Origin of the sequence: Massilia sp. TSP1-1-2 (assembly GCF_049896185.1) — a bacterium.
GTDB lineage: Bacteria > Pseudomonadota > Gammaproteobacteria > Burkholderiales > Burkholderiaceae_D > Telluria_A.
In genome coordinates this window covers 1-19,449 of sequence record NZ_JAFCTU010000006.1, presented here as the reverse complement: position 1 = coordinate 19,449, position 19,449 = coordinate 1, and the positions used below count along the sequence as shown (strand labels likewise).

At 61.6% G+C, this 19,449-nt stretch carries 21 protein-coding genes and 1 tRNA gene; 8 read left to right on the top strand and 14 right to left on the bottom strand.

Going from position 1 to position 19,449, the window contains the following annotated elements; all coding sequences use genetic code 11:
* Nucleotides 1-36: 36 nt before the first annotated feature.
* The 7 genes from rng to ACP7BV_RS06930 form a co-directional block, all read right to left on the bottom strand.
* Nucleotides 37-1,500: a ribonuclease G gene (rng, locus tag ACP7BV_RS06960; protein ID WP_426102898.1), complete on the bottom strand. Its 1,464-nt coding sequence runs from the start codon at nucleotides 1,498-1,500 to the stop codon at nucleotides 37-39.
* Nucleotides 1,501-1,565: 65 nt separating this feature from the next.
* Nucleotides 1,566-2,186, bottom strand: a complete 621-nt coding sequence (locus tag ACP7BV_RS06955) for a Maf family protein (protein WP_426102896.1) — start codon at nucleotides 2,184-2,186, stop codon at nucleotides 1,566-1,568.
* A 12-nt stretch (nucleotides 2,187-2,198) separates the two neighbouring features.
* Nucleotides 2,199-2,669, bottom strand: a complete 471-nt coding sequence (gene rlmH, locus ACP7BV_RS06950) for a 23S rRNA (pseudouridine(1915)-N(3))-methyltransferase RlmH (RefSeq protein WP_426102894.1) — start codon at nucleotides 2,667-2,669, stop codon at nucleotides 2,199-2,201.
* Between the two features lie 6 nt (nucleotides 2,670-2,675).
* Nucleotides 2,676-3,380, bottom strand: coding sequence for a ribosome silencing factor (gene rsfS / locus ACP7BV_RS06945; RefSeq protein WP_426102892.1), 705 nt, complete (start codon nucleotides 3,378-3,380; stop codon nucleotides 2,676-2,678).
* A complete protein-coding gene (locus tag ACP7BV_RS06940) occupies nucleotides 3,380-4,030 on the bottom strand; it encodes a nicotinate-nucleotide adenylyltransferase (RefSeq protein ID WP_426102890.1) in 651 nt (216 codons plus the stop codon). The genes rsfS and ACP7BV_RS06940 overlap by 1 nt, the downstream gene beginning before the upstream one ends.
* Nucleotides 4,027-4,938: an oxygen-dependent coproporphyrinogen oxidase gene (gene hemF, locus ACP7BV_RS06935; protein WP_426102888.1), complete on the bottom strand. Its 912-nt coding sequence runs from the start codon at nucleotides 4,936-4,938 to the stop codon at nucleotides 4,027-4,029. Before hemF ends, ACP7BV_RS06940 begins: the two co-directional genes overlap by 4 nt.
* A gap of 165 nt (nucleotides 4,939-5,103) precedes the next feature.
* Complete coding sequence (locus ACP7BV_RS06930) at nucleotides 5,104-5,382, bottom strand: hypothetical protein (protein ID WP_426102886.1); 279 nt, start codon at nucleotides 5,380-5,382, stop codon at nucleotides 5,104-5,106.
* Nucleotides 5,383-5,733: 351 nt separating this feature from the next.
* Here ACP7BV_RS06930 and ACP7BV_RS06925 point away from each other — a divergent pair, with 351 nt between their 5' ends.
* Together ACP7BV_RS06925 and ACP7BV_RS06920 are read left to right on the top strand one after the other, a co-directional pair.
* The gene (locus tag ACP7BV_RS06925) at nucleotides 5,734-6,060 is read left to right on the top strand and encodes a hypothetical protein (RefSeq protein WP_426102884.1); all 327 of its coding nucleotides are present in this window, start codon (nucleotides 5,734-5,736) and stop codon (nucleotides 6,058-6,060) included.
* Complete coding sequence (locus ACP7BV_RS06920) at nucleotides 6,008-7,918, top strand: hypothetical protein (protein WP_426102882.1); 1,911 nt, start codon at nucleotides 6,008-6,010, stop codon at nucleotides 7,916-7,918. Before ACP7BV_RS06925 ends, ACP7BV_RS06920 begins: the two co-directional genes overlap by 53 nt.
* Nucleotides 7,919-7,994: 76 nt before the next feature.
* Here the strand turns inward: ACP7BV_RS06920 and ACP7BV_RS06915 are convergent, their stop codons facing one another.
* The 6 genes from ACP7BV_RS06915 to ACP7BV_RS06890 form a co-directional block, all read right to left on the bottom strand.
* Nucleotides 7,995-8,360: a hypothetical protein gene (locus tag ACP7BV_RS06915; protein ID WP_426102880.1), complete on the bottom strand. Its 366-nt coding sequence runs from the start codon at nucleotides 8,358-8,360 to the stop codon at nucleotides 7,995-7,997.
* Nucleotides 8,357-8,863 carry a DUF2199 domain-containing protein gene (locus tag ACP7BV_RS06910; protein WP_426102878.1) on the bottom strand — a complete coding sequence of 169 codons (507 nt, stop codon included), beginning with the start codon at nucleotides 8,861-8,863 and terminating at the stop codon, nucleotides 8,357-8,359. The genes ACP7BV_RS06915 and ACP7BV_RS06910 overlap by 4 nt, the downstream gene beginning before the upstream one ends.
* A gap of 48 nt (nucleotides 8,864-8,911) precedes the next feature.
* A complete protein-coding gene (locus ACP7BV_RS06905) occupies nucleotides 8,912-9,298 on the bottom strand; it encodes a VOC family protein (RefSeq protein ID WP_426102876.1) in 387 nt (128 codons plus the stop codon).
* Nucleotides 9,299-9,623: 325 nt separating this feature from the next.
* Nucleotides 9,624-9,806, bottom strand: coding sequence for a cyclic-phosphate processing receiver domain-containing protein (locus tag ACP7BV_RS06900; protein WP_426102874.1), 183 nt, complete (start codon nucleotides 9,804-9,806; stop codon nucleotides 9,624-9,626).
* Between the two features lie 9 nt (nucleotides 9,807-9,815).
* Complete coding sequence (purD, locus tag ACP7BV_RS06895; RefSeq protein WP_426102872.1) at nucleotides 9,816-11,084, bottom strand: phosphoribosylamine--glycine ligase; 1,269 nt, start codon at nucleotides 11,082-11,084, stop codon at nucleotides 9,816-9,818.
* Between the two features lie 9 nt (nucleotides 11,085-11,093).
* A complete protein-coding gene (locus ACP7BV_RS06890; RefSeq protein ID WP_426102870.1) occupies nucleotides 11,094-11,819 on the bottom strand; it encodes a YebC/PmpR family DNA-binding transcriptional regulator in 726 nt (241 codons plus the stop codon).
* 110 nt (nucleotides 11,820-11,929) lie between these two features.
* Here ACP7BV_RS06890 and ACP7BV_RS06885 point away from each other — a divergent pair, with 110 nt between their 5' ends.
* Genes ACP7BV_RS06885 through ACP7BV_RS06875 form a run of 3 tightly spaced genes read left to right on the top strand, consistent with a single transcriptional unit; the run spans nucleotide 11,930 to nucleotide 14,237 of the window.
* On the top strand, nucleotides 11,930-12,850 hold the full coding sequence (locus ACP7BV_RS06885) for a DMT family transporter (RefSeq protein ID WP_426102868.1): 921 nt from the start codon (nucleotides 11,930-11,932) through the stop codon (nucleotides 12,848-12,850).
* A gap of 17 nt (nucleotides 12,851-12,867) precedes the next feature.
* On the top strand, nucleotides 12,868-13,260 hold the full coding sequence (locus ACP7BV_RS06880) for a methylglyoxal synthase (protein ID WP_426102866.1): 393 nt from the start codon (nucleotides 12,868-12,870) through the stop codon (nucleotides 13,258-13,260).
* 2 nt (nucleotides 13,261-13,262) lie between these two features.
* On the top strand, nucleotides 13,263-14,237 hold the full coding sequence (locus ACP7BV_RS06875; protein WP_426102864.1) for a quinone oxidoreductase family protein: 975 nt from the start codon (nucleotides 13,263-13,265) through the stop codon (nucleotides 14,235-14,237).
* Nucleotides 14,238-14,246: 9 nt separating this feature from the next.
* On the opposite strand, the gene ACP7BV_RS06870 is transcribed toward ACP7BV_RS06875, so the two are convergent.
* Nucleotides 14,247-14,897, bottom strand: coding sequence for a DUF4136 domain-containing protein (locus ACP7BV_RS06870; protein WP_426102862.1), 651 nt, complete (start codon nucleotides 14,895-14,897; stop codon nucleotides 14,247-14,249).
* Between the two features lie 181 nt (nucleotides 14,898-15,078).
* Here ACP7BV_RS06870 and pepN point away from each other — a divergent pair, with 181 nt between their 5' ends.
* The 3 genes from pepN to ACP7BV_RS06855 all read left to right on the top strand — a co-directional run bounded on the left by pepN (nucleotide 15,079) and on the right by ACP7BV_RS06855 (nucleotide 18,948).
* The gene (pepN, locus tag ACP7BV_RS06865; protein ID WP_426102860.1) at nucleotides 15,079-17,724 is read left to right on the top strand and encodes an aminopeptidase N; all 2,646 of its coding nucleotides are present in this window, start codon (nucleotides 15,079-15,081) and stop codon (nucleotides 17,722-17,724) included.
* A gap of 62 nt (nucleotides 17,725-17,786) precedes the next feature.
* Entirely contained in the window at nucleotides 17,787-18,788 is a 1,002-nt protein-coding gene (locus tag ACP7BV_RS06860; protein WP_426102858.1) for a class 1 fructose-bisphosphatase, read from the top strand.
* Between the two features lie 84 nt (nucleotides 18,789-18,872).
* Nucleotides 18,873-18,948: transfer RNA gene (locus ACP7BV_RS06855), tRNA-Thr, on the top strand.
* The last annotated feature ends 501 nt before the right edge of the window (nucleotides 18,949-19,449 follow it).

Sequence of the window (19,449 nt, the reverse complement as noted above, 5' to 3'; positions counted from 1 at the left end):
TGACGCCAAAAATGCATTCAACACTTCCGGGTTTTTCTACATCAAAATCACGTCGTACTGCTCCTGGTGATAAGTCGACTCCACCTGCAGCGAAATGCGCTTGCCGATGAAGTCCCCCAGCATCGCCAGGTGCTGCGACTCCTCTTCCAAAAACAAGTCCACCACTTCCTGCGACGCCAGAATCCTGAACTCGCGCGGGTTGAACTGCTTCGCTTCGCGCATCAGCTCGCGCAAGATCTCGTAGCAGATGGTGCGGCTGGTCTTGACCTGGCCCTTGCCCGCGCACGCAGGACAAGGCTCGCACAAGATATGCGCGAGCGACTCGCGCGTGCGCTTGCGCGTCATTTCCACCAGTCCCAGCGCCGAAAAGCCCGACACCGACACCTTGGTGCGGTCGCGCGACAAGGTTTTTTTCAATTCCTGCAGCACCGCATGGCGATGCTCGTTATTGTCCATGTCGATGAAGTCGAGGATGATGATGCCGCCCAGGTTACGCAGGCGCAGCTGGCGCGCGATCGCATGCGCCGCTTCCAGGTTGGTCTTGAAAATGGTGTCGGCAAAATTGCGCCCGCCGACAAAGCCGCCCGTGTTGACGTCGATCGTCGTCATTGCCTCGGTCTGGTCGACGATCAGGTAGCCGCCGGATTTCAGGTCCACGCGACGCCCGAGCGCGCGCAGGATTTCTTCCTCCACGCCATACAGGTCGAACAGCGGCCGCTCGCCGGTGTAGTGCTGCAGCCGCGTCAGTTCGCTCGGCGTGTAGGCCTGCGCGAACTCGACCAGCTTCTGGTGGTTCTCACGCGAGTCGACCTGGATGCTGGCCGTCTCGTCATGCACAAAGTCGCGCAGCACGCGCTGGGCCAGGTTCAGGTCCTGGTACAGCAGGCTGGTGGCAGGGCGCGTGCGCGCACCGTTGACGATCGCGCTCCAGGTCTTGCGCAGGTAGTCGACGTCGGCCGCCAGGTCGGTGTCGGACGCTTCCTCGGCCATCGTGCGCACGATGTAGCCGCCTTTTTCTTCGGGCGGCAGCAAGCCCTGGAGCCGGTTGCGCAGCAGTTCGCGTTCCGACTCCTTTTCGATTTTTTGCGAGATGCCGATGTGCCGGTCCTGCGGCAAATACACCAGCATGCGCCCCGCGATCGAGATTTGCGTCGACAGGCGCGCGCCCTTGGTTCCGATCGGGTCCTTGATCACCTGGACGGTGAGCACCTGGCCGTCGAACAGCACCTTTTCGATTGGCGTGGGCGGCAGGTTGGGCGTCTCGTGGCTGCGCGCTTCCCAGATGTCGGCCACGTGCAGGAACGCGGCGCGTTCCAGGCCAATGTCGATGAAGGCCGACTGCATCCCCGGCAGCACCCGCACCACCTTGCCGGAATAGACATTGCCGGCCAGGCCGCGCGTCAGCGTGCGCTCGATGTGGAGTTCTTGCACGGCCCCTTGCAAGATGAGCGCCACGCGCGTCTCTTGCGGGGTGATGTTGATGAGGATGTCTTCGTTCATGGTCCGCCGCAGCCAAATGTGCAAGCCATGATCATACACGGCCACGGGCGTGGCCGGGGCAGGGCTTATGCCAGGGGAATGCCGGCCTTGCGCAGCAAGGTCGCCGTTTCATACAGGGGCAAACCCATGATGCCGGAGTGGCTGCCGTCGATATGCTCGACGAACAGCGCGGCCAGGCCCTGGATGCCGTAGCCGCCCGCCTTGTCATACGGTTCCTGCGTGGCGCAATAGGCCCTGATGGACGCGGCCGAGAGCGTGGCAAAGCGCACCTGCGACACCTGCGTGAGCTGTTCGACCAGGTTTTGGTGATGCACCGCGATCGAGGTCAGTACCTGGTGGGTGCGCCCGGAGAGGCGCGCGAGCATGGCTTCGGCTTCAGCCTTGCCGGCTGGTTTGCCGAGGATTTCGCCGTCCAGCGTGACGGTGGTGTCGGCCGCCAGCACGGGGCGAATGGTCAGGCGCCGGGTCTGCACCATGGTCCAGGCAAAGGCCGCCTTTTCGCGCGAAACGCGCGCCACATAGTCGATCGGTTCTTCGCCTGGCAACACCAGTTCGGTGACGTCCGGTCCGCGCGGGGTGTCGTTGCGCAGCATGAGCAGCTCGAATTCGACGCCGATCTGGCGCAGCAGTTCGCGCCGCCGCGGGCTCTTGGAGGCAAGGTAAATTTTCTTCTCGATTGGTTTCATCGATTTCGCTTTTCAGACCCGATGGTAGGGGTGATTTTGTGTGATTGACCACGCCCTGTACAACTGCTCTGCAAGCATAACACGCACCATGCCGTGGGGGAGCGTCATAGAACTGATGCGAATAAGCCCCTCGGCGCGCGCCTTCAGTTCGGGATCGAGGCCGTCGGCCCCGCCGATCAGGAACGCGGTGTCGCGTCCTTCTTGTTGCCAATTAAGTAATTGCTGGGACAGCCCCACACTGGTGAGGTCTTTTCCGCGCTCATCGAGGGCGATGATGCGCACGTTCTTGGGCAGCGCGGCCTCGATGCGCTCGCGTTCGAGCGCCATCGCGGTGGCCGCCGTCTTGCTGCCGGAACGCTCGACCGGCTTGATTTCCTTGAGCACGATGCGCAGCTCGGGCGGCATGCGCTTCGTGTACTCGACAAAGCCGGTTTCGATCCAGGCCGGCATCTTGTGGCCGACCGCAGCAATGATCAGCTGCACCGGCGCTTACTCCGCGACTTTTTTAGCCACGCGCTTGATAACCTTTTTTTCAGGCACAGCGTCAGCCGGGGCCTTGGCAGCTTTTACGCGCGGTGTAGGCACGCGTTTTGGCGGCAGGTCCTTGAGCGCCTTGACTGCGGCAGCTTCCGACTTGGTCGGCGCGATCTTGACGACCTTGCCAACCGGCGTGGCCGCTTTTTTGGCGGCTGCCCGCTTTGGCTTGGCCAGGGCCGTGACGTCGGCCTTTTTGACCGGCGTCTTGCGTTCGCGCACAGGCTTGACTTCAGGTGCTTCCTGGGTCGAGGCGAGGTGCTTGGACTTCGGCTTGGCGATGGCGATTTCGGTCGCCTCCGCGGTGCCCTTGCGCTTGGCGGCGCCCAGCTTGACCGGCTTGTCGCCCCAGATTTCCTCGAGACGGTAGTACTGGCGAATGGCCGGCTGCATGATGTGGACGATCATGTCGCCCAGGTCGACCAGCACCCATTCGCCCGTGTCTTCGCCCTCGACGCCGATGACGTCGCCGCCGGCATCCTTGACCTTGTCGCGCACTGAAGCTGCCAGCGCCTTGGTCTGGCGATTCGACGTGCCCGAGACCACCGCGATGCGGTCGAACAGGCTGGTCAGGTGCACGGTATCGAATACCTGGATGTCCTGGCCTTTGATGTCCTCGAGCGCGTCGACGACGAGGGTTTGCAGTTTTTTAATATCCATTAGATTTTGTATAAATTATGTTGTTGAATATAGTCTAGCACTACCGGGGAGATAAGCGAGTTTGCCTGTTCTCCGCGTTGTAACGCCGCACGGACCTGGGTAGATGAGATGTCCACGGCCAGGTTTTCCGCCAGCAGCGCGTGGCCAGACGGGGTATTGCGAAGCTGCGCCAGGCTGCCCTGGCGCTGATCAATTTCTTCGGCCACCGCTTCGGGAAGCGCCGCCTCGGCCAGCGAATAGCCCGGGCGCGCAGCCACGCCGATATGGGCCAAATCAAACAGGGCGCGCCAGTCGCGCCAGGTATCAAGATGCTGCAGCTGGTCCGCGCCCATCAGGAACACGAGCGAGGCGTCGGGTCCCAGCTCTGCGCGCACATTGCGCAAGGTGTCGATGGTGTAGGTCGCGCTGCTGCGTTCAATCTCTTGCCGGTCGACGGTGATGGCCGGCGTCGCTTGCGCGAACGCCAGTTCGACCATCCGGACGCGGTCTTGGGCAGGGGCGCGCAGGGCGCTCTTCTGCCACGGGTTCCCGGCCGGGATGATGCGCAGCTGGTCGCTCTGGAGCAGGTTTGCAAACAGGGCGCCGAGCGCCACATGGCCGTTATGAACCGGGTCGAAACTGCCTCCCAGCAGCGCGACGCAAAACGTCACGTCTGCAGCCAGTCGCGATGGACCAGGAAGTCGGTGTACAGCGCGTGCTCGGCGCTGCCTGCTTCCGGCTGCCAGTCGTAGCGCCATTTGACGACGGGCGGCATCGACATCAGGATCGCTTCGGTGCGGCCGCCCGACTGCAGGCCGAACAAGGTGCCGCGGTCGAACACCAAGTTGAATTCAACGTAGCGGCCGCGCCGGTAAGCCTGGAAATCGCGTTCGCGCTCGCCGTACGGCTGGTGCATGCGCTTTTCCAGGATCGGCAGGTAGGCCGTCAAGAAGCTATTGCCCACGCTTTGCAGCATGGCATAACTGGCGTCAAAACCAGGCGCGTTGAAGTCGTCAAAGAAAATGCCGCCCACGCCGCGCGGCTCCTTGCGGTGCTTCAGGTAGAAATACTCGTCGCACCACTTTTTAAAGCGCGCGTGCAGGTCGTCGCCGAACGGGGCGAGCGCATCGCGGCAGCTCTGGTGAAAGTGGCGCGTGTCGTCTTCAAAACCGTAGTAGGGCGTCAGGTCCATGCCGCCGCCAAACCACCAGACCGGCTCCTGGCCCTCGGCGGTGGTGGTGAAAAAGCGCACGTTCATGTGGACCGTGGGCGCGTACGGGTTGCGCGGATGGAGCACCAGCGACACACCCATTGCTTCCCACGAGCGGCCCGCCAGTTCCGGGCGCCCGGCGGCGGCTGAAGGCGGCAGGTTCGCGCCCATCACGTGCGAAAAATTACAGCCGCCGCGCTCGAAGACATTGCCTTCCTCGATTACGCGCGAGACGCCGCCCCCGCCTTCGGGGCGCTCCCACGCATCGCGCAGGAAGCTCTTGCCGTCGACAGTTTCGAGCGCGAACACTATGCGCGACTGAAGATCGAGGAGCCAGGCCTTGACGGCTGCGGGTGTGGGAATTGACATGCGGACGGGATCGGGGAATAAAAAAGCGAGGACGAATTGTACACCGCCCGGGGCTTTTATGATATAGGGCGAGCAGCGGGGGACATTGGCCGCCCGGCAGGGTGGAAAAGCGCGCGGCGCGCCTGCCACCAGTCGGTGGCGCAGGCCCGAGTTGCCAAGCCCTGGTCAGGGATCTGCATCGATTTGCAGCGGCATTGCGCGCGCCGCGCGAAAGGCGGCCAGTACAGCTGGATCGCTCTTGTACAGCGCAGCCATCTTCGCTTCGTCGGCGGTGACGTCGTTGCATTTGTACTTGCGCATGGCGGCGGCAAGCTCCTGCATGGCTTGCTTGTCGGCGCCGGCTTCACCGGCCAGCTGCTTGCAGATGACAATGCGGTTAATCAGCGCCTTTACCTTGGGCGGCTGGCTTTTTTTCAGTTCCGGGATGATATCGTCGTTTGCCATGGCTGGCAGCGAAACTGCCAAGATTGAAAGAATGCAGATTGAATGCTTAAGCATGGAACCCTCCTCAAGGGATGGTGGTCGGCTTGCTTGCGTCGCGCGCCGGGAGCGCACATGACCTATCATAGGGAGCTGCCTGGGCCGAGTCGAACAGTCTTGGTGGCAGCTGCGGCACGAAACGCCGGTTGGCGCGCTATTCCAACAAATTGCTTCAACGACAGCCAAGCATTCGCCGAGACGGACTAGTCAGACGCGCTCAGGGTCGCAGGCCGGTAGCCGTTCCTGGTGTACGAGGAGAAAGTTTCATTGTAGTATTGCCCGCATTCCAGGCGGGCGTCTACAACCAGGCACGACATGACCACATTCCTTTTTCTGCAAAAATTCGACGGCGGCGTGCCGGTCAATCTGCCATACGGTCCATTGATGGCGCGGCTTTCCCAAGTTGGCCAAGTCGGTCGAGGGCGCGGCGATCTGGAAGTCGCGTTGCCGGTCGATACCATGGCTGCAACTTGCACGGTCATCGGCAGCGTCAACGATGGTGTGGCATGCATTGGCTTCGAGCGCCCCCCGTTTCGACGCTGCGCTGCGAGAACTGGTGTGGGATTGCATGGCGCAATTTGGCTGCGCAGTGTTCGACGACACGCTCGACACCGTCTACACAACGCCGCAGGGCAGGGCTGATTTGCCGGCCAGCTTGCTGCGCGCGTGCCAACCGGGCGCGCGCCGGGTCACCAGTGCCCAGCAGCTATGGCCAGAGGACTTCGAGATCGGTCAGCAAGGCCCGGCGCGTCCGGCATTGCGCTATTCAAATACCAATCCCAACGGCCCGGATCTTCAACCTTTCGACTATGCAGGAGACAATGGACGTGACTTGTATCTTGCCATCGGCATGCGTGCGCCGGCATGCAATCCTGGCACCTTGCGGGTGCTGCGCAACGTGGAATTGCGGGTCGATGCGGCGATCAGCGCCAATGATTCGTACGCCAGCGTGTACCGCTACAGCGAGCATGAAACCTCATTGCTGGTGCTCGAGTCGCCCAAGGCAGGCGAGCTGAAAAACCGGGCGACGATTGTCAGCCCGCCGCCCAGTGACCAGGTCAAGCCAGCCGATTTCGTGGCCGATCGGGGCGTTTTTGACAGCGAAGCCGTGCAAACCGATGAATTCATTCGGTATGCCCTGGCGAAGTACGCGCTCACGTTCGATGCCGGCATGCCGGGTATCGCCACGCTGGCCGGATTGCTCGACCAGGCGCACGCGGCGTACGCTGCTGAGCGCGATCGGCAGGGCGCCGGCGCCGCCTTTGTTAGCATCGGAGCGACGGCGTGGGCCAAAAAGGCGGGCGGCTATCTGGGGCACTTCATCGCACAACAGGTCGGCGCGCAATGGGGGTATATCACGCGGGCGCAACAGCGTCTGCTGGTGCTGCGCACCCTCGACGGGCGCATTTGCTGTCCGCATCACCTGGTGCTTGACCACGTCATCAACGGGCCGGGCGACAGCATCGTTCCCTTTGTCGGCGCACTCAAGCGTGATGAAACGATCGTCGTGCTGCGCGGCGAGGATCTCGTGCGTCAGATCCCGGTGCTGTGCGAGCAATTGCGCGGCGTAGGCCAGTTCGACGGTGGGAGCGACCTGCCATTTGCGCACCAGCTCGCGCGCGACAAGCTCGATTTCAGCGTTTCCTCGTTGCACTACCTTGATGATTACCTGGCCGCTGTGGCGCTCCGCTTGGGGGAGCTGTCCGACCAGGCCTTCACCGATGTGATACTGGCCGCGGGCGCCTATCTCGGCGAGACAATCCGCGCTGACGCCGCAGATGCCGGCCATTGGCGATGGATGACTTACGAGCATGTGGCTGGTCGGGACCCGGGATTCGCCCGGTTGAGACCGCGCGAAATAGGACTGCTTGCCATTTTGGAAAGCACGGAACAGATGCTCTTTCCGTTTATTCATGTGGCAGCGCTCCTGGATGGCTTGGCACGCGCGACTGCTTACGACTATGCGCGCACGTTGGGCGTAACAGGCGGCAAGGCCATTCCTGCTGAGAATGTCCAGAAAAGTGTTCAGGCCCAGGACGAAAGCCCCGCCGCGCGCTCTGCCAGGCATGCCGAGTGGTCTGAGCAATGGCATCGCGAGGAGCAACAGTTGGATGGGGTCGCTTCCTTGGTGATACTGTCGCTGCAGGTGCTCAACATGCTGGTGCTGGCCTATGGCGTGTACGCGGCATTGTCGTCGTTTGCTGGCGCCGCCCCTGCCATGGGGTTGGTAAAGCGCCTGTTTTACGGTGTATGGATCAGCGGCCCGAGCTTATTTCTGGCAGCCTGCTTGTTTAAAATCGAGCGGCGCTTTTTGCCCAAGGCCGCGATGTTGTTTGGCGGCGTTATGCTGATGTGTTTTGGCGTGGGCGCCTATGGCAGCAACCTTGCGCCAGAATTGGAGCCTGAGAATTTGACGGTGTTTCTTTTGGTGCCACTGGCGCAGTTTGTTTGGGCGGGAGGCTGGATGCTGCTTATGCGACCGTATGTTGAGGAAGCTTGAGCAGCGGGGCGATCAAGCTTGCAGCGAACAAAGTGTTTTGCTTGATGCGAGCAATTCGACGGACCCGGGCAATCGCTCAGATGCGCTCAACCTCGCGTGCCGAAAATAAAATACTTCCATGCGAACTTTCGAAATCCGCAACCTCGATACCAATGTCTCGCAGCGAGTCTGCAGACCGGTCATAAAAGACCATTCCCCCGGTTGGGAATGGAAACCCCGCTTCGATTGACAGATTGACCGGTTGCCAGAATCGAAGCGAAACTTCGTCGTCGTGGTGACGCAAGCGCATCTGAATAAATGACTGACGCGGCTCGTCCCAGTCGATGACGTATTTGAACTCCACAAGACGGTAATGGTTCGGGCAGTCGAGGATAGGATGGATCTTATGTTCAAACATGTTCCTCTGCAAATCGTAGTGGTTGTCAGGCCGGGTGATTTTCACCACGATCCGTGTAGTGCTGCCTCGGCGATATCGCGAACTCGCGCCATCGTAATGCCGTGTTGCTGTTCAGTAGCAAGTTGATGGGTTTCGGGTTCGACAGAAATACACGGACGTTCGCCGAACGGCATGGTTTGCAGCGACGCTTTCAAACTCAATGTGGGGAAGGGATACGGCAGCGCGCTTTGCAGCCATGCAAAGTACGGTGGCTCATTCTCCCGGCCTACGCTGTCCCACAATTCGCACACCCGATTAAAATTTTTCTCGCTCAAAGACACCCAAGCGAGCCAAACAAACGGATCCGGTCCATCTATTACCGGGATGATGATGCGGCCAAGGATGAAGAAGTGTTGACGATCGATGACGCACTGGTCCGAAGATAGCTCTGTGCGCCGGTCGCGTTCGTCAGGTGGGATCGAATTCCACAGCGCCGGGGCGTTGGGTCCCAGGCACATTGGCAGTTGATCATGGTATTGGCCGCACGTGGCGCACTGGAAGCCTGCCATCAGTTTGTACTTTCCGTGTGCAAGGGGTTTTCGGTGTAGGCGCGTGCTTCACGGCGCTTCGTGGCAGACCGCCTCGATGTTATGGCCGTCCGGGTCCCGCACGAATGCGCCGTAGTAGTTTGGATGGTAGTGCGCGCGGATGCCGGGCGGGCCGTTGTCGATGCCGCCCGCTTCGATCGCTGCCGCGTAAAATGCATCAACCAGCGCGCGCGTGGTGACGCGAAAGGCAATGTGGATGGGTGGCTTGTTCGGCTCGCCGCCGAGGATCCAGAAGTCCGGCATGGGCGCGACGCCCAAGCCGGCGACATCGGCGCCGCCGGTAACGCTGGCGGGAAATTCCTTGAGGACGGCATAGCCGATGGGTTTTAGTGCTGCGGTGTAGAAGGATTTGCTTTTCGCGAAGTTGCTGACGGTGACGCCGGTGTGATCGATCATGTTTTCTCCATTGGTGGGGAAGCGATTGACGAGCAGTGAGAGGGGATGAGTATAAGCCGGTTGGGGGTGTTGTGGTCAACGTGGCGCAGACCTTCGGCGGATTGCATCCGCCCTACGATGGGCCGGTGGTGGCCTTGTGTACGGAGGTTGCCATCGGCCAGAAGTCAACGTGGGGCGTGCCTTCGGCGGATTGCATCCGCCCTACGATGGTTCTGCGGTGGCTTTACGTAGGGCGGATGCAATCCGCCGAAAGTGTGCGTTAAGGTGAATTTGCATGCACCGCGGACGGCAGCAAGGTGGAAGGAGCCCAATCGGCCTTTCCACCCTATAGTTTTATGGCAAGCTTTCCGATTGCACGGATACCGGAGAGCATTTTGTTGCGGGCGGAGGAGTTGGCGGAGTGGACCAAGATCCTGGGCGGGACGAAGCCTTCGAGGGCGACAGCTTCCTCGATCCAGAGCACCACATCGTAGCCAGTCCCGCGCTCGTCGTCGAGGTAGACCCGCATCGGCCTTGCCTAATGCTTTAACCCGCGCCACCCAATATCGCGCCGGTACTGCGCACCATTGATATGGATCTGGTCCACCGTCTCGTAAGCCTGCTTCTGCGCCATCTTCACGCTGTCGCCCAGGCCCACCACGCACAGCACGCGCCCGCCGTTGGTGAGCAACTTGCCGGCCACTTGCTGGGTGCCCGCATGGAAGGTCACGCACTCCGGCGTTTCGGCCGGGATGCCGTCGATGACGTCGCCCTTGCGCGGCGTGTCGGGATAGCCGAAAGCTGCCATCACCACGCCCACGGCGGTGCGCCGGTCCCACTCCAGTTCCACCGTGTCGAGCGTGCCGTTGCAGGCGTGCTCCATCACCGTCACCAGGTCGCTTTTGAGGCGCGCCATGATCGGCTGCGTTTCCGGGTCGCCCATGCGGCAGTTAAATTCCAGCGTCTTCGGGTTGCCTTTATCGTCGATCATCAGGCCTGCGTACAAAAAGCCGGTGAAGAAAATGCCGTCCCTGGCCATGCCATGAATGGTCGGGTTGATGATCTCGCGCATCACGCGCGCATGCATCTCGGGCGTGACGATCGGCGCCGGCGAATAAGCACCCATGCCGCCGGTGTTCGGGCCTTCATCCTGGTCTTTCAGGCGCTTGTGATCCTGGCTGGTGGCCAGCGCCAGCACGTTTTTGCCGTCGCACATGACGATGAAGCTCGCTTCTTCGCCAGCCAAGAATTCTTCAATCACAATGCGCGCGCCGGCGTCGCCGTAGCGGTTGTCGGCCAGCATATGGTCGACCGCCTGGTGCGCTTCATCCTGCGTCATGGCGACCACGACGCCCTTGCCGGCGGCCAGGCCGTCAGCCTTGATGACGATCGGCGCCCCCTGCTGGTCGATGTAGGCGTGCGCCAGTTCGGCGTCGGTAAAACTTTGGTACTTGGCAGTCGGGATCCCGTGGCGCTGCATGAAGGACTTGGCGAAGTCCTTCGAGCTTTCCAGTTGCGCCGCTTCGCGCGTGGGGCCGAAAATCTTCAGGCCGCGGCCGCGAAACAGGTCCACGATGCCCGCCGCCAGCGGCACTTCAGGGCCGACCACGGTCAGCGCGATACCCTCTTGCTGGGCAAAGTCGGCCAGTTGCGCAGGGTCGCTCAATTCGACGTTGACGAGGCGGTTGTCGCGCGCCGTGCCGCCATTGCCGGGGGCGACGTAGACCATCTGGATGCGTTCCGATTGGGCCAGTTTCCAGGCCAGGGCGTGTTCACGGCCGCCAGCGCCGACTACCAGGATTTTCATAGGGACTCTTTAATCTTCGATCAGGGCGTTGGTAAAGACTTCCTGCACATCGTCGAGGTTCTCGAGCGCGTCGAGAATCTTTTGCATCTTGATCCCGTCTTCGCCGGAAAACACGGTCTCGGTGGCAGGCTTCATGATGATTTCTGCCACTTCGGCCTTGAAGCCGGCTTTCTCGAGCGCGTCCTTGACGACGGCAAACTGGAACGGGTCGCACAGCACTTCAAAGCCGCCTTCGTCGTCGGTCAGCACGTCGTCGGCGCCCGCTTCGAGCGCGCATTCCATCAGCTGGTCTTCGTCGGTGCCCGGCGCAAACAGGAACTGGCCGCAGTGCTGGAACATGAAGGCGACCGAGCCTTCATTGCCCATGTTGCCGCCGTTCTTGTTGAACGCGTGGCGCACTTCGGCCACGGTGCGGGTGCGGTTGTCGGTCATGCAGTCGACGATGATGGCGGCGCCGCCGATGCCGTAGCCTTCGTAGCGCACTTCTTCATAGTTGACGCCTTCCAGGCCGCCCGAACCGCGCTGGATCGCGCGTGTGACGTTTTCTTTCGGCATGTTGGCATCGGCCGCCTTGTCCACCGCCAGGCGCAGGCGCGGGTTGGTGGCGATATCCGGGCCGCCCATGCGGGCGCCCACGGTAATCTCCTTGATCAGGCGGGTCCAGACTTTGCCGCGCTTGGCGTCGGTGGCGGCTTTTTTATGCTTGATGTTGGCCCATTTGCTGTGTCCAGCCATGTCGAAATTTCCTTAGACGGTATGCAAGAGTGGCCAACATTTTACCATAGCGACACTGGCAAAATCCGCACCGTCAGGCTCGATGAGGCGATTCCATTTACAATTGTGGCATGACCAAAAGTGCAAGTGCTGCTGCTTCCCCCACCCAGGCCCGGCCCGCGCTGGTCGCCGGCCTGGCCATCGCCATCGCCGGTGCGGTGCTGTTTTCGACCAAGGCCATCGTCGCCAAGCTGATGTACCGCTACCACGTGGACGCCATCACCGTGATCGCCTTGCGAATGTTTTTTTCGGTGCCGGTGTTCGCTGCCGTCGCGATTTGGCAAATGCGCAACAAGCCAGCGCTGAGCGTGGCCGACCGCTGGCGCCTGGTTTGCATGGGCCTGGTTGGTTATTATTTGTCGAGCACGCTCGATTTCCTCGGACTGCAATTCATCTCGGTCGGGCTGGAGCGCCTGATCCTGTTTCTCACGCCCACCTTCGTGCTGTTGTTTACTTCGGTTTTCCTGAAGCGCCATATCAGCCGCATGCAGTGGCTGGCGCTGGCGGTATCCTACTGCGGCATTGTGCTGGTGTTTGCGCACGACCTGCACAACGGCGGCGCCGCCGTGGTGACCGGCGCCACGCTGGTACTCGGTTCGGCCATTGCTTACGCCGCCTACCTGTTGCTGTCGGGCGAACTGGTGCAGCGCATCGGCGCCACGCGCCTGGTGTCGTACGCCATGTGCGTGGCCAGCGCCGCCTGCATTGCGCAGTTTTTTGTACTGCGCCCGGCCGCCATGCTGGTCCAGCCGGCGCCAATTTACTGGCTGTCGCTGGTGAACGGGATCTTTTGCACCCTTTTACCGGTCTTTATGACGATGGTGGCGGTGCAGCGCATTGGCGCGGCCACCGCCTCGCAGGCCGGCATGATCGGCCCCGTCTCCACCTTGTTTCTTGGCGCGCTGATCTTGGGCGAGCCGATCACCGCCATTCAGCTGGGCGGTACCGCCCTGGTGCTGGGTGGTATTTATATGCTGTCGAGGAAAAAGTGAAAAACAGGAACCACGAAATGAAACCACGCATCGCCCTGATCGCGCACGACAAGAAAAAAGACGACATGATCACCCTCGCGGCCGAGTACCTCGACTTCCTGCGCGGCTGCCACCTGGTGGCCACCGGCACCACCGGCGGTCGCCTGGCCAATGAGCTGGGGCTGACGATCGAGCGCAAGCATTCCGGCCCGTTCGGGGGCGACCTGCAAATTGGCGCGCTGCTGGTGGAGGGCATGATCGACACCGTCATTTTCCTGCGCGACCCGATGACGCCGCAGCCGCACGAACCGGACATCAACGCGCTGGTGCGCGCCTGCGACGTGCACAACGTAGCATGCGCGACCAACGTCGCGACCGCGCACCTGGTGTTGTCCCAGCTGAAGCTGGCTTCAAAAAACAAGGGAGCATGAGCATGGCCAAGGCAATTCGCATCAGCCGCACGGGCGGCCCCGAGGTACTGGAATACGTGGATGTCGAGGTGGGCGCGCCCGGGCCGGGCCAGGCGCGCGTGCGCCACGAAGCCATAGGCGTGAACTTCATCGACGTGTACTTTCGCAGCGGGCTGTACCCGCAGCCGCTGCCGGCGGGGCTGGGCATGGAAGGGGCGGGCGTGGTCGAAGCGATCGGCGAAGGCGTGACCGAGGTGGCGGTGGGCGAGCGGGTGGCCTATACGGGCCGCCCGAACGGCGCCTACGCCGACGTGCGCAACATGCCGGCCGACATTTTGCTGCGCCTGCCCGACGCGATTTCGTTCGAGACCGGCGCGGCCATGATGATGCAAGGCCTCACCGTGCAGTATCTATTCAAACGCACCACCAGCCTCAAGGCCGGCGACACCATCCTGTTCCATGCTGCTGCCGGCGGGGTGGGCTTGATCGCGGCGCAGTGGGCGCGCGCGATCGGCGTGAACATGATCGGCACGGTCGGCTCGCAGGCAAAGGCCGACCTCGCCATGGCGCATGGTTGCGCCCATGTGATCAACTACAACACCGAGAATTTTGTCGAGCGGGTCAAGGAGATTACGGGCGGGAAGAAGGTGTCGGTGGTGTACGACTCGATCGGCAAGGATACCTTTATCGGTTCGCTCGACTGCCTGCGCCCGCTCGGGCTGATGGTCAGCTTTGGCAACGCGTCCGGGCCGGTGCCCGATTTTTCGCTGGGTGAACTGGCGTCGCGCGGGTCGCTGTTCATCACGCGGCCAACCCTGTTCAGCTATGCGGCCAGCCGGGCGGAGCTTGAGGAAATGGCGGCCGATCTGTTTGCCATGGTTGCCAGCGGCAAGGTCAAGATCGACGTACGCCAGCGTTACCCGCTGGCCGAGGCGGCGCGTGCGCATGCCGATCTTGAAGGACGCAAGACGACCGGTTCGTCGGTCTTGCTTCCCTGAACGGCGCCGTTAACCTTCCCGCTGGAGTTCTACCCTGCGCGCCACGCCGCTCACGCCGGGAAACCCGGTGAACGCGCTTTGCACCATCGCCGGGATGATCAGCGGCGACGATGGTTCGCGGCTGGTGTTGTGCACCGTTACATCGAACAGGCGCTTGCCATCGGCTGCGTCCTTGATGGCCACCTGCAGCTCGCGCTTGTAATGGTGCGACACCGACTCCGAATACATGGGCATGCCGTACCAGAACGGATCGTAGAACGGGCTGTAGAACACGCTACGATGCCGCCCGTAACCCCATGGCGAGCGATAAAATGGTGACGCGTAGCCAAAGCGCATGGAACCATAATACGGATAAAACGGTTCAATCACCCGCACCGGCACGTCGATCGTGCTGAAACGCATGGCCACGCGCAGCGCCGGCGCAGCGCCCGCGCCCGCTTCGCGAAAGCCGAGCCGGCCAAGTTCGCCGCGCACGGCATTTTGATAACTGCGCATCTCAAGCGTGTCGTCTTGCGCGGGCGGCGCCTCAAACACGTACGACTTGTCCGGCAAACTGGCCGGCCATTGGTGAAAGGTGGTGACGTCGCTATTGATGGTGCTGGCGCACCCCGACAGCAATACAGCGCAAGCAGCGGTAATCGTAACAAGCAAGCGTTTCATAATCTTCTCCATCCAGCAATCCATTTACCCAAGAATCAATTTACGTCTGAAATACAGATGTTCTTTAGTAATTTTACAGACTGTTACCCTGTGCACATCCGGGAAACACGGCATGCGTACGCCGGGCTGTGGCGGTATTGGTAAAATAGATGCCTGCCCACCGTCCCAGCCGAGTTTTACTATGCGAACAGACACTGCCCGTACCATCTTCCGCAAAGACTATACCGCGCCGGGCTACCTGGTCGAGACGGTCGAGCTTGGGTTCGATCTCGACCCGGAACGCACCATCGTCGCCAGTCGCCTGACCATGAAGCGCAATCCGGACAGCCCGGTGCGCGAGATTGAGCTGTACGGCGAGAAACTCCAACTGGTGGCGCTGCGCATGAACGGCAAGCCGCTGGGCAAGCGTGATTACCGCATCGACGGCAACCTGCTGCGCATCGCTAACGCGCCCGATGACGTCACGCTGGAAATTGAAACGCTGACGGCGCCCGTCAAGAACACCACGCTGAACGGGCTTTACGTTTCTAACGGCAACTTTTTTACGCAGTGCGAGGCAGAAGGCTTCCGCGCCATTACCTACTTTCCCGACCGTCCCGACGTGATGGCCCGTTTCACGGTCATGCTGCGCGCCGACAAGACCCTGTATCCGGTCCTGCTGTCAAACGGCAACCTGATCGAAGAAGGCGACCTGGGCGACGGGCGCCACTATGCCAAGTGGGAAGACCCGTTCAAAAAACCATCCTACCTGTTCGCGCTGGTCGCCGCGCGCCTGGTCTGCCAGGAAGAGTCGTTCAAGCTGGCCGACGGGCGCGACGCCTTGCTGCAGGTCTGGGTCGAAGCGGGTAACCTCGACAAGACCGACTACGCCATGGCGTCGCTCAAGAACAGCATCCGCTGGGATGAAGAACGCTTTGGCCTGGAGCTGGACCTGGACCGCTTCATGATCGTTGCCGTCTCCGACTTCAACATGGGCGCGATGGAAAACAAGGGCTTGAACATTTTCAATACCAAGTTCGTGCTGGCCAATTCGCGCGTGGCGACCGACACCGATTACGCTGGCATCGAAGCGGTAGTCGGCCATGAATATTTTCACAACTGGACCGGCAACCGCGTCACGTGCCGCGACTGGTTCCAGCTCTCACTCAAGGAAGGCTTGACGGTATTTCGCGACCAGGAGTTTTCAGCCGACATGATCGGCACCGAAAGCGGGCGCGCCACTTGCCGCATCGACCAGGTGCGCACGCTGCGCCAGGCCCAGTTCCCCGAGGACGCAGGCCCGATGGCGCACCCGGTGCGGCCCGACTCGTATGTCGAGATCAATAATTTCTACACCGTCACCGTCTACGAAAAGGGCGCCGAAGTCGTGCGCATGTACCAGACCCTGCTGGGGCGCGCGGGCTTTCGCAAGGGCATGGACCTGTACTTTGAACGGCACGACGAACAAGCTGTTGCCTGTGACGACTTCCGCAACGCCATGGCCGACGCCAGCGGGCGCGACCTGGCCCAGTTCGAGCGCTGGTACAGCCAGGCGGGCACGCCCGTGGTGCGGGCCGCCACCCGCTACGACGCCCAGGCACAGACCTACGAACTGACGCTCACGCAGCGCTGCCCGGCCACACCAGGCCAGGACAGCAAGCTGCCGTTCCACATCCCGGTCGCGCTTGGCCTGCTGGACGCCAAAGGACTGGATATGCCGCTGACCCTGGACGGCAAGGCGCTGGGCACGACCGCCGTGCTGGAATTGACCGAGGCGTCGCAAACCTTCCACTTCACCGGCGTAAAGCAGGCGCCCACGCCATCGATCCTGCGTGACTTTTCGGCCCCCGTGGTGCTGGAATACGACTACACCGACGCCGAACTGCTGCACCTGTTCAGCCATGACAGCGACCCCGTCAATCGCTGGGAAGCCGGGCAGCGCCTGGCGCTGGCACGCCTGCTCAAGCTCACCGCAGCGGTGGCGAGCGGGGGCAAGCTCGAACTGGACAGCACCTTTGTCGACGCCATGCGCGCCATCCTGACCGACGCTTCGCTGGACGCGGGTTTTCGCGAACAGGCCTTGCTGCTGCCGTCCGAAAGCGTGATGGCCGAGCAAATGGATGTCGTCAATCCGCAGGCGATCCATCTGGCGCGCCAGTTCGTGCGCCGTATCACCGGCGTGGCGCTGCGCGCCGACCTGCTGGCCCAGTACAAGGCCAACCAGACGCCGGGCGAGTACAGTCCGGACGCGGTATCGGCCGGCAAGCGCGGCCTGAAAAACCTGGCGCTGGGCTATATGGCGGCCGAACCCGACGCGGCCACCATCACGCTGGCGCAGGAGCAGTACGACAACGCGGGCAACATGACGGACCGGGTGGCGGCCCTGTCGGCACTGATCGACGCCGGCGCCGACAGCGTGCAGGAGTCGCTGCAGCGCTTTTACGATGAGTTTGAAAGTGAAGCGCTGGTCATCGACAAGTGGTTTTCGATGCAGGCCGCAGCGCCCACTACGGGCGTGGACGAGGTGCGCGCGCTGATGCGCCACCAGGCTTTCAACATCAAAAATCCAAACCGCGCGCGCAGCCTGATTTTTGCGTTCTGCACCGGCAATCCCTCGCAGTTCCACGCACCGGACGGCAGTGGCTACGCATTCTGGGTCGAGCAGGTCATTGCGCTCGACGCCATCAACCCGCAGGTGGCCAGCCGCCTGGCGCGCGCGCTGGACCGGTGGCGCCGTTATGCGCCGGCCTTGCAGATCCAGATGAAGCGATCCTTGCAACAGGTGGCCGGCGCCAAAAAGCTGTCGAAGGACGTGCTTGAAATCGTCACCAAGGCGCTGGCCAATTAAGGCGGCGCCGGTTTTGCCGGCGTCGTCCTGTACCAAACTATCCAACAAGAAAAAGGAAGTTCATGAAACGCGTCAGTCTCACGCAGCACCTGGTTGAAGAACAACGTAACCATAATTCCATCCCCGCCGAACTGCGCCTGTTGATCGAAGTCGTCGCGCGCGCCTGCAAGACCATCAGCCACTCGGTGGGCAAGGGCGCCCTGGGCGATATTTTGGGCAGCGCCCACACGGAAAACATCCAGGGTGAAGTGCAAAAAAAGCTGGACGTGATTTCCAACGAAATCCTGCTTGAAGCGAACGAGTGGGGCGGTCACCTGGCCGCCATGGCTTCCGAAGAAATGGAATCGATCCACCCGATCCCGAACCGCTACCCGATGGGCGAATACATGCTGCTGTTCGACCCGCTCGACGGCTCCTCGAACATTGACGTGAACGTCTCGATTGGCACCATTTTTTCGGTGCTGAAGGCGCCCGAAGGCATGGGCACGCCGACCGAGGCGGACTTCATGCAGCCGGGCAGCGCGCAGGTGGCCGCCGGTTACGCGGTGTACGGCCCGCAGACCATGCTGGTGCTCTCGACCGGCAATGGCGTGCACTGCTTTACGCTGGACCGCGAAATGGGTTCGTGGGTGCTCACGCAGCGCGACATGAAAATTCCGGCCGAGACGCGCGAGTTCGCCATCAATATGTCGAACGCGCGCCACTGGCATGCGCCCGTCACCCGCTATGTGGACGAGATGCTGGCCGGGGCCACCGGCGTGCGCGGCAAGGACTTCAATATGCGGTGGGTGGCGTCGATGGTGGCCGACGTGCACCGCATCCTGAACCGCGGCGGCATCTTCATGTACCCGGCCGACACGCGCGACACCTCGATGCCCGGCAAGCTGCGCCTGATGTACGAAGCAAACCCGATGGCGTACATCGTGGAGCAGGCCGGCGGCGCCGCCACCGACGGCCGCACGCGCATTCTTGATATCGCCCCGCACAAACTGCACCAGCGCGTGCCCGTGTTCCTGGGTTCGAAGAGCGAAGTTGAGCGCGTCAGCAGCTACCACGCACAGTAAAAGCGCCGTTTTGACGCGAAATTGGCAAAGAATGCTGTTCGGACTAGCAAGTTTGCCGGATTCTTTGCTAGAATACGCGTCTTCGCCGATTTAGCTCAGTTGGTAGAGCAGTTCATTCGTAATGAAAAGGTCGCCAGTTCGATTCCGGCAATCGGCACCAGTACACGGTATCAAGCGATGCCACGCAGCATTAAAAACCCGCACCGTCATAGGCGTTGCGGGTTTTTTCTTGACCCACGCAATAGCGTCCGTTATCAAGCCATTCCGTATTTTTTGGCGGTATCTTTGGCGGTATCTTGCACTCCCCCCCTTTTGAGGTAACGTCCAATGCCGCCCACCGAGACATTTGGCTAAGATGACAGCACGTGCTTTTCCCCGCGGCGTCGGGGCCGGCTGTAAGCGGCGGGCTCAGCTGGTCAGGTGCCGTCTGATTCTGGAGACGACACAGAAGCGCCGTAGGCCGTCTGCATACAGTGTTGGTGTGTGCTCATCCGGTTAGCAGCAAGCCATGTTTTCGCTTTACTCAAACTGCTTGCCCTGCGGGGCGAGTAGCGCGGCACGTTACTGTCTACAATGTCCCTAGTGTGACTGTTCAGCCGCTATGCTGCGAGCTGGATAGGATTGCCTGTGAAGGCCCGAAGCAAGACCTCCAGCATTCCAT

Coding starts and splice junctions, on each gene's coding strand:
- ACP7BV_RS06880 (WP_426102866.1), top strand. CDS start 12,868: ATGAAACCACGCATCGCCCTGATCGCGCACGACAAGAAAAAAGACGAC.
- ACP7BV_RS06875 (WP_426102864.1), top strand. CDS start 13,263: ATGGCCAAGGCAATTCGCATCAGCCGCACGGGCGGCCCCGAGGTACTG.
- hemF (WP_426102888.1), bottom strand. CDS start 4,938: ATGTCAATTCCCACACCCGCAGCCGTCAAGGCCTGGCTCCTCGATCTT.
- ACP7BV_RS06905 (WP_426102876.1), bottom strand. CDS start 9,298: ATGATCGATCACACCGGCGTCACCGTCAGCAACTTCGCGAAAAGCAAA.
- ACP7BV_RS06955 (WP_426102896.1), bottom strand. CDS start 2,186: ATGAAACCAATCGAGAAGAAAATTTACCTTGCCTCCAAGAGCCCGCGG.
- rsfS (WP_426102892.1), bottom strand. CDS start 3,380: ATGGATATTAAAAAACTGCAAACCCTCGTCGTCGACGCGCTCGAGGAC.
- ACP7BV_RS06900 (WP_426102874.1), bottom strand. CDS start 9,806: ATGCGGGTCTACCTCGACGACGAGCGCGGGACTGGCTACGATGTGGTG.
- ACP7BV_RS06870 (WP_426102862.1), bottom strand. CDS start 14,897: ATGAAACGCTTGCTTGTTACGATTACCGCTGCTTGCGCTGTATTGCTG.
- ACP7BV_RS06860 (WP_426102858.1), top strand. CDS start 17,787: ATGAAACGCGTCAGTCTCACGCAGCACCTGGTTGAAGAACAACGTAAC.
- rng (WP_426102898.1), bottom strand. CDS start 1,500: ATGAACGAAGACATCCTCATCAACATCACCCCGCAAGAGACGCGCGTG.
- ACP7BV_RS06910 (WP_426102878.1), bottom strand. CDS start 8,863: ATGGCAGGCTTCCAGTGCGCCACGTGCGGCCAATACCATGATCAACTG.
- ACP7BV_RS06930 (WP_426102886.1), bottom strand. CDS start 5,382: ATGGCAAACGACGATATCATCCCGGAACTGAAAAAAAGCCAGCCGCCC.
- purD (WP_426102872.1), bottom strand. CDS start 11,084: ATGAAAATCCTGGTAGTCGGCGCTGGCGGCCGTGAACACGCCCTGGCC.
- ACP7BV_RS06890 (WP_426102870.1), bottom strand. CDS start 11,819: ATGGCTGGACACAGCAAATGGGCCAACATCAAGCATAAAAAAGCCGCC.
- pepN (WP_426102860.1), top strand. CDS start 15,079: ATGCGAACAGACACTGCCCGTACCATCTTCCGCAAAGACTATACCGCG.
- ACP7BV_RS06925 (WP_426102884.1), top strand. CDS start 5,734: ATGACCACATTCCTTTTTCTGCAAAAATTCGACGGCGGCGTGCCGGTC.
- ACP7BV_RS06885 (WP_426102868.1), top strand. CDS start 11,930: ATGACCAAAAGTGCAAGTGCTGCTGCTTCCCCCACCCAGGCCCGGCCC.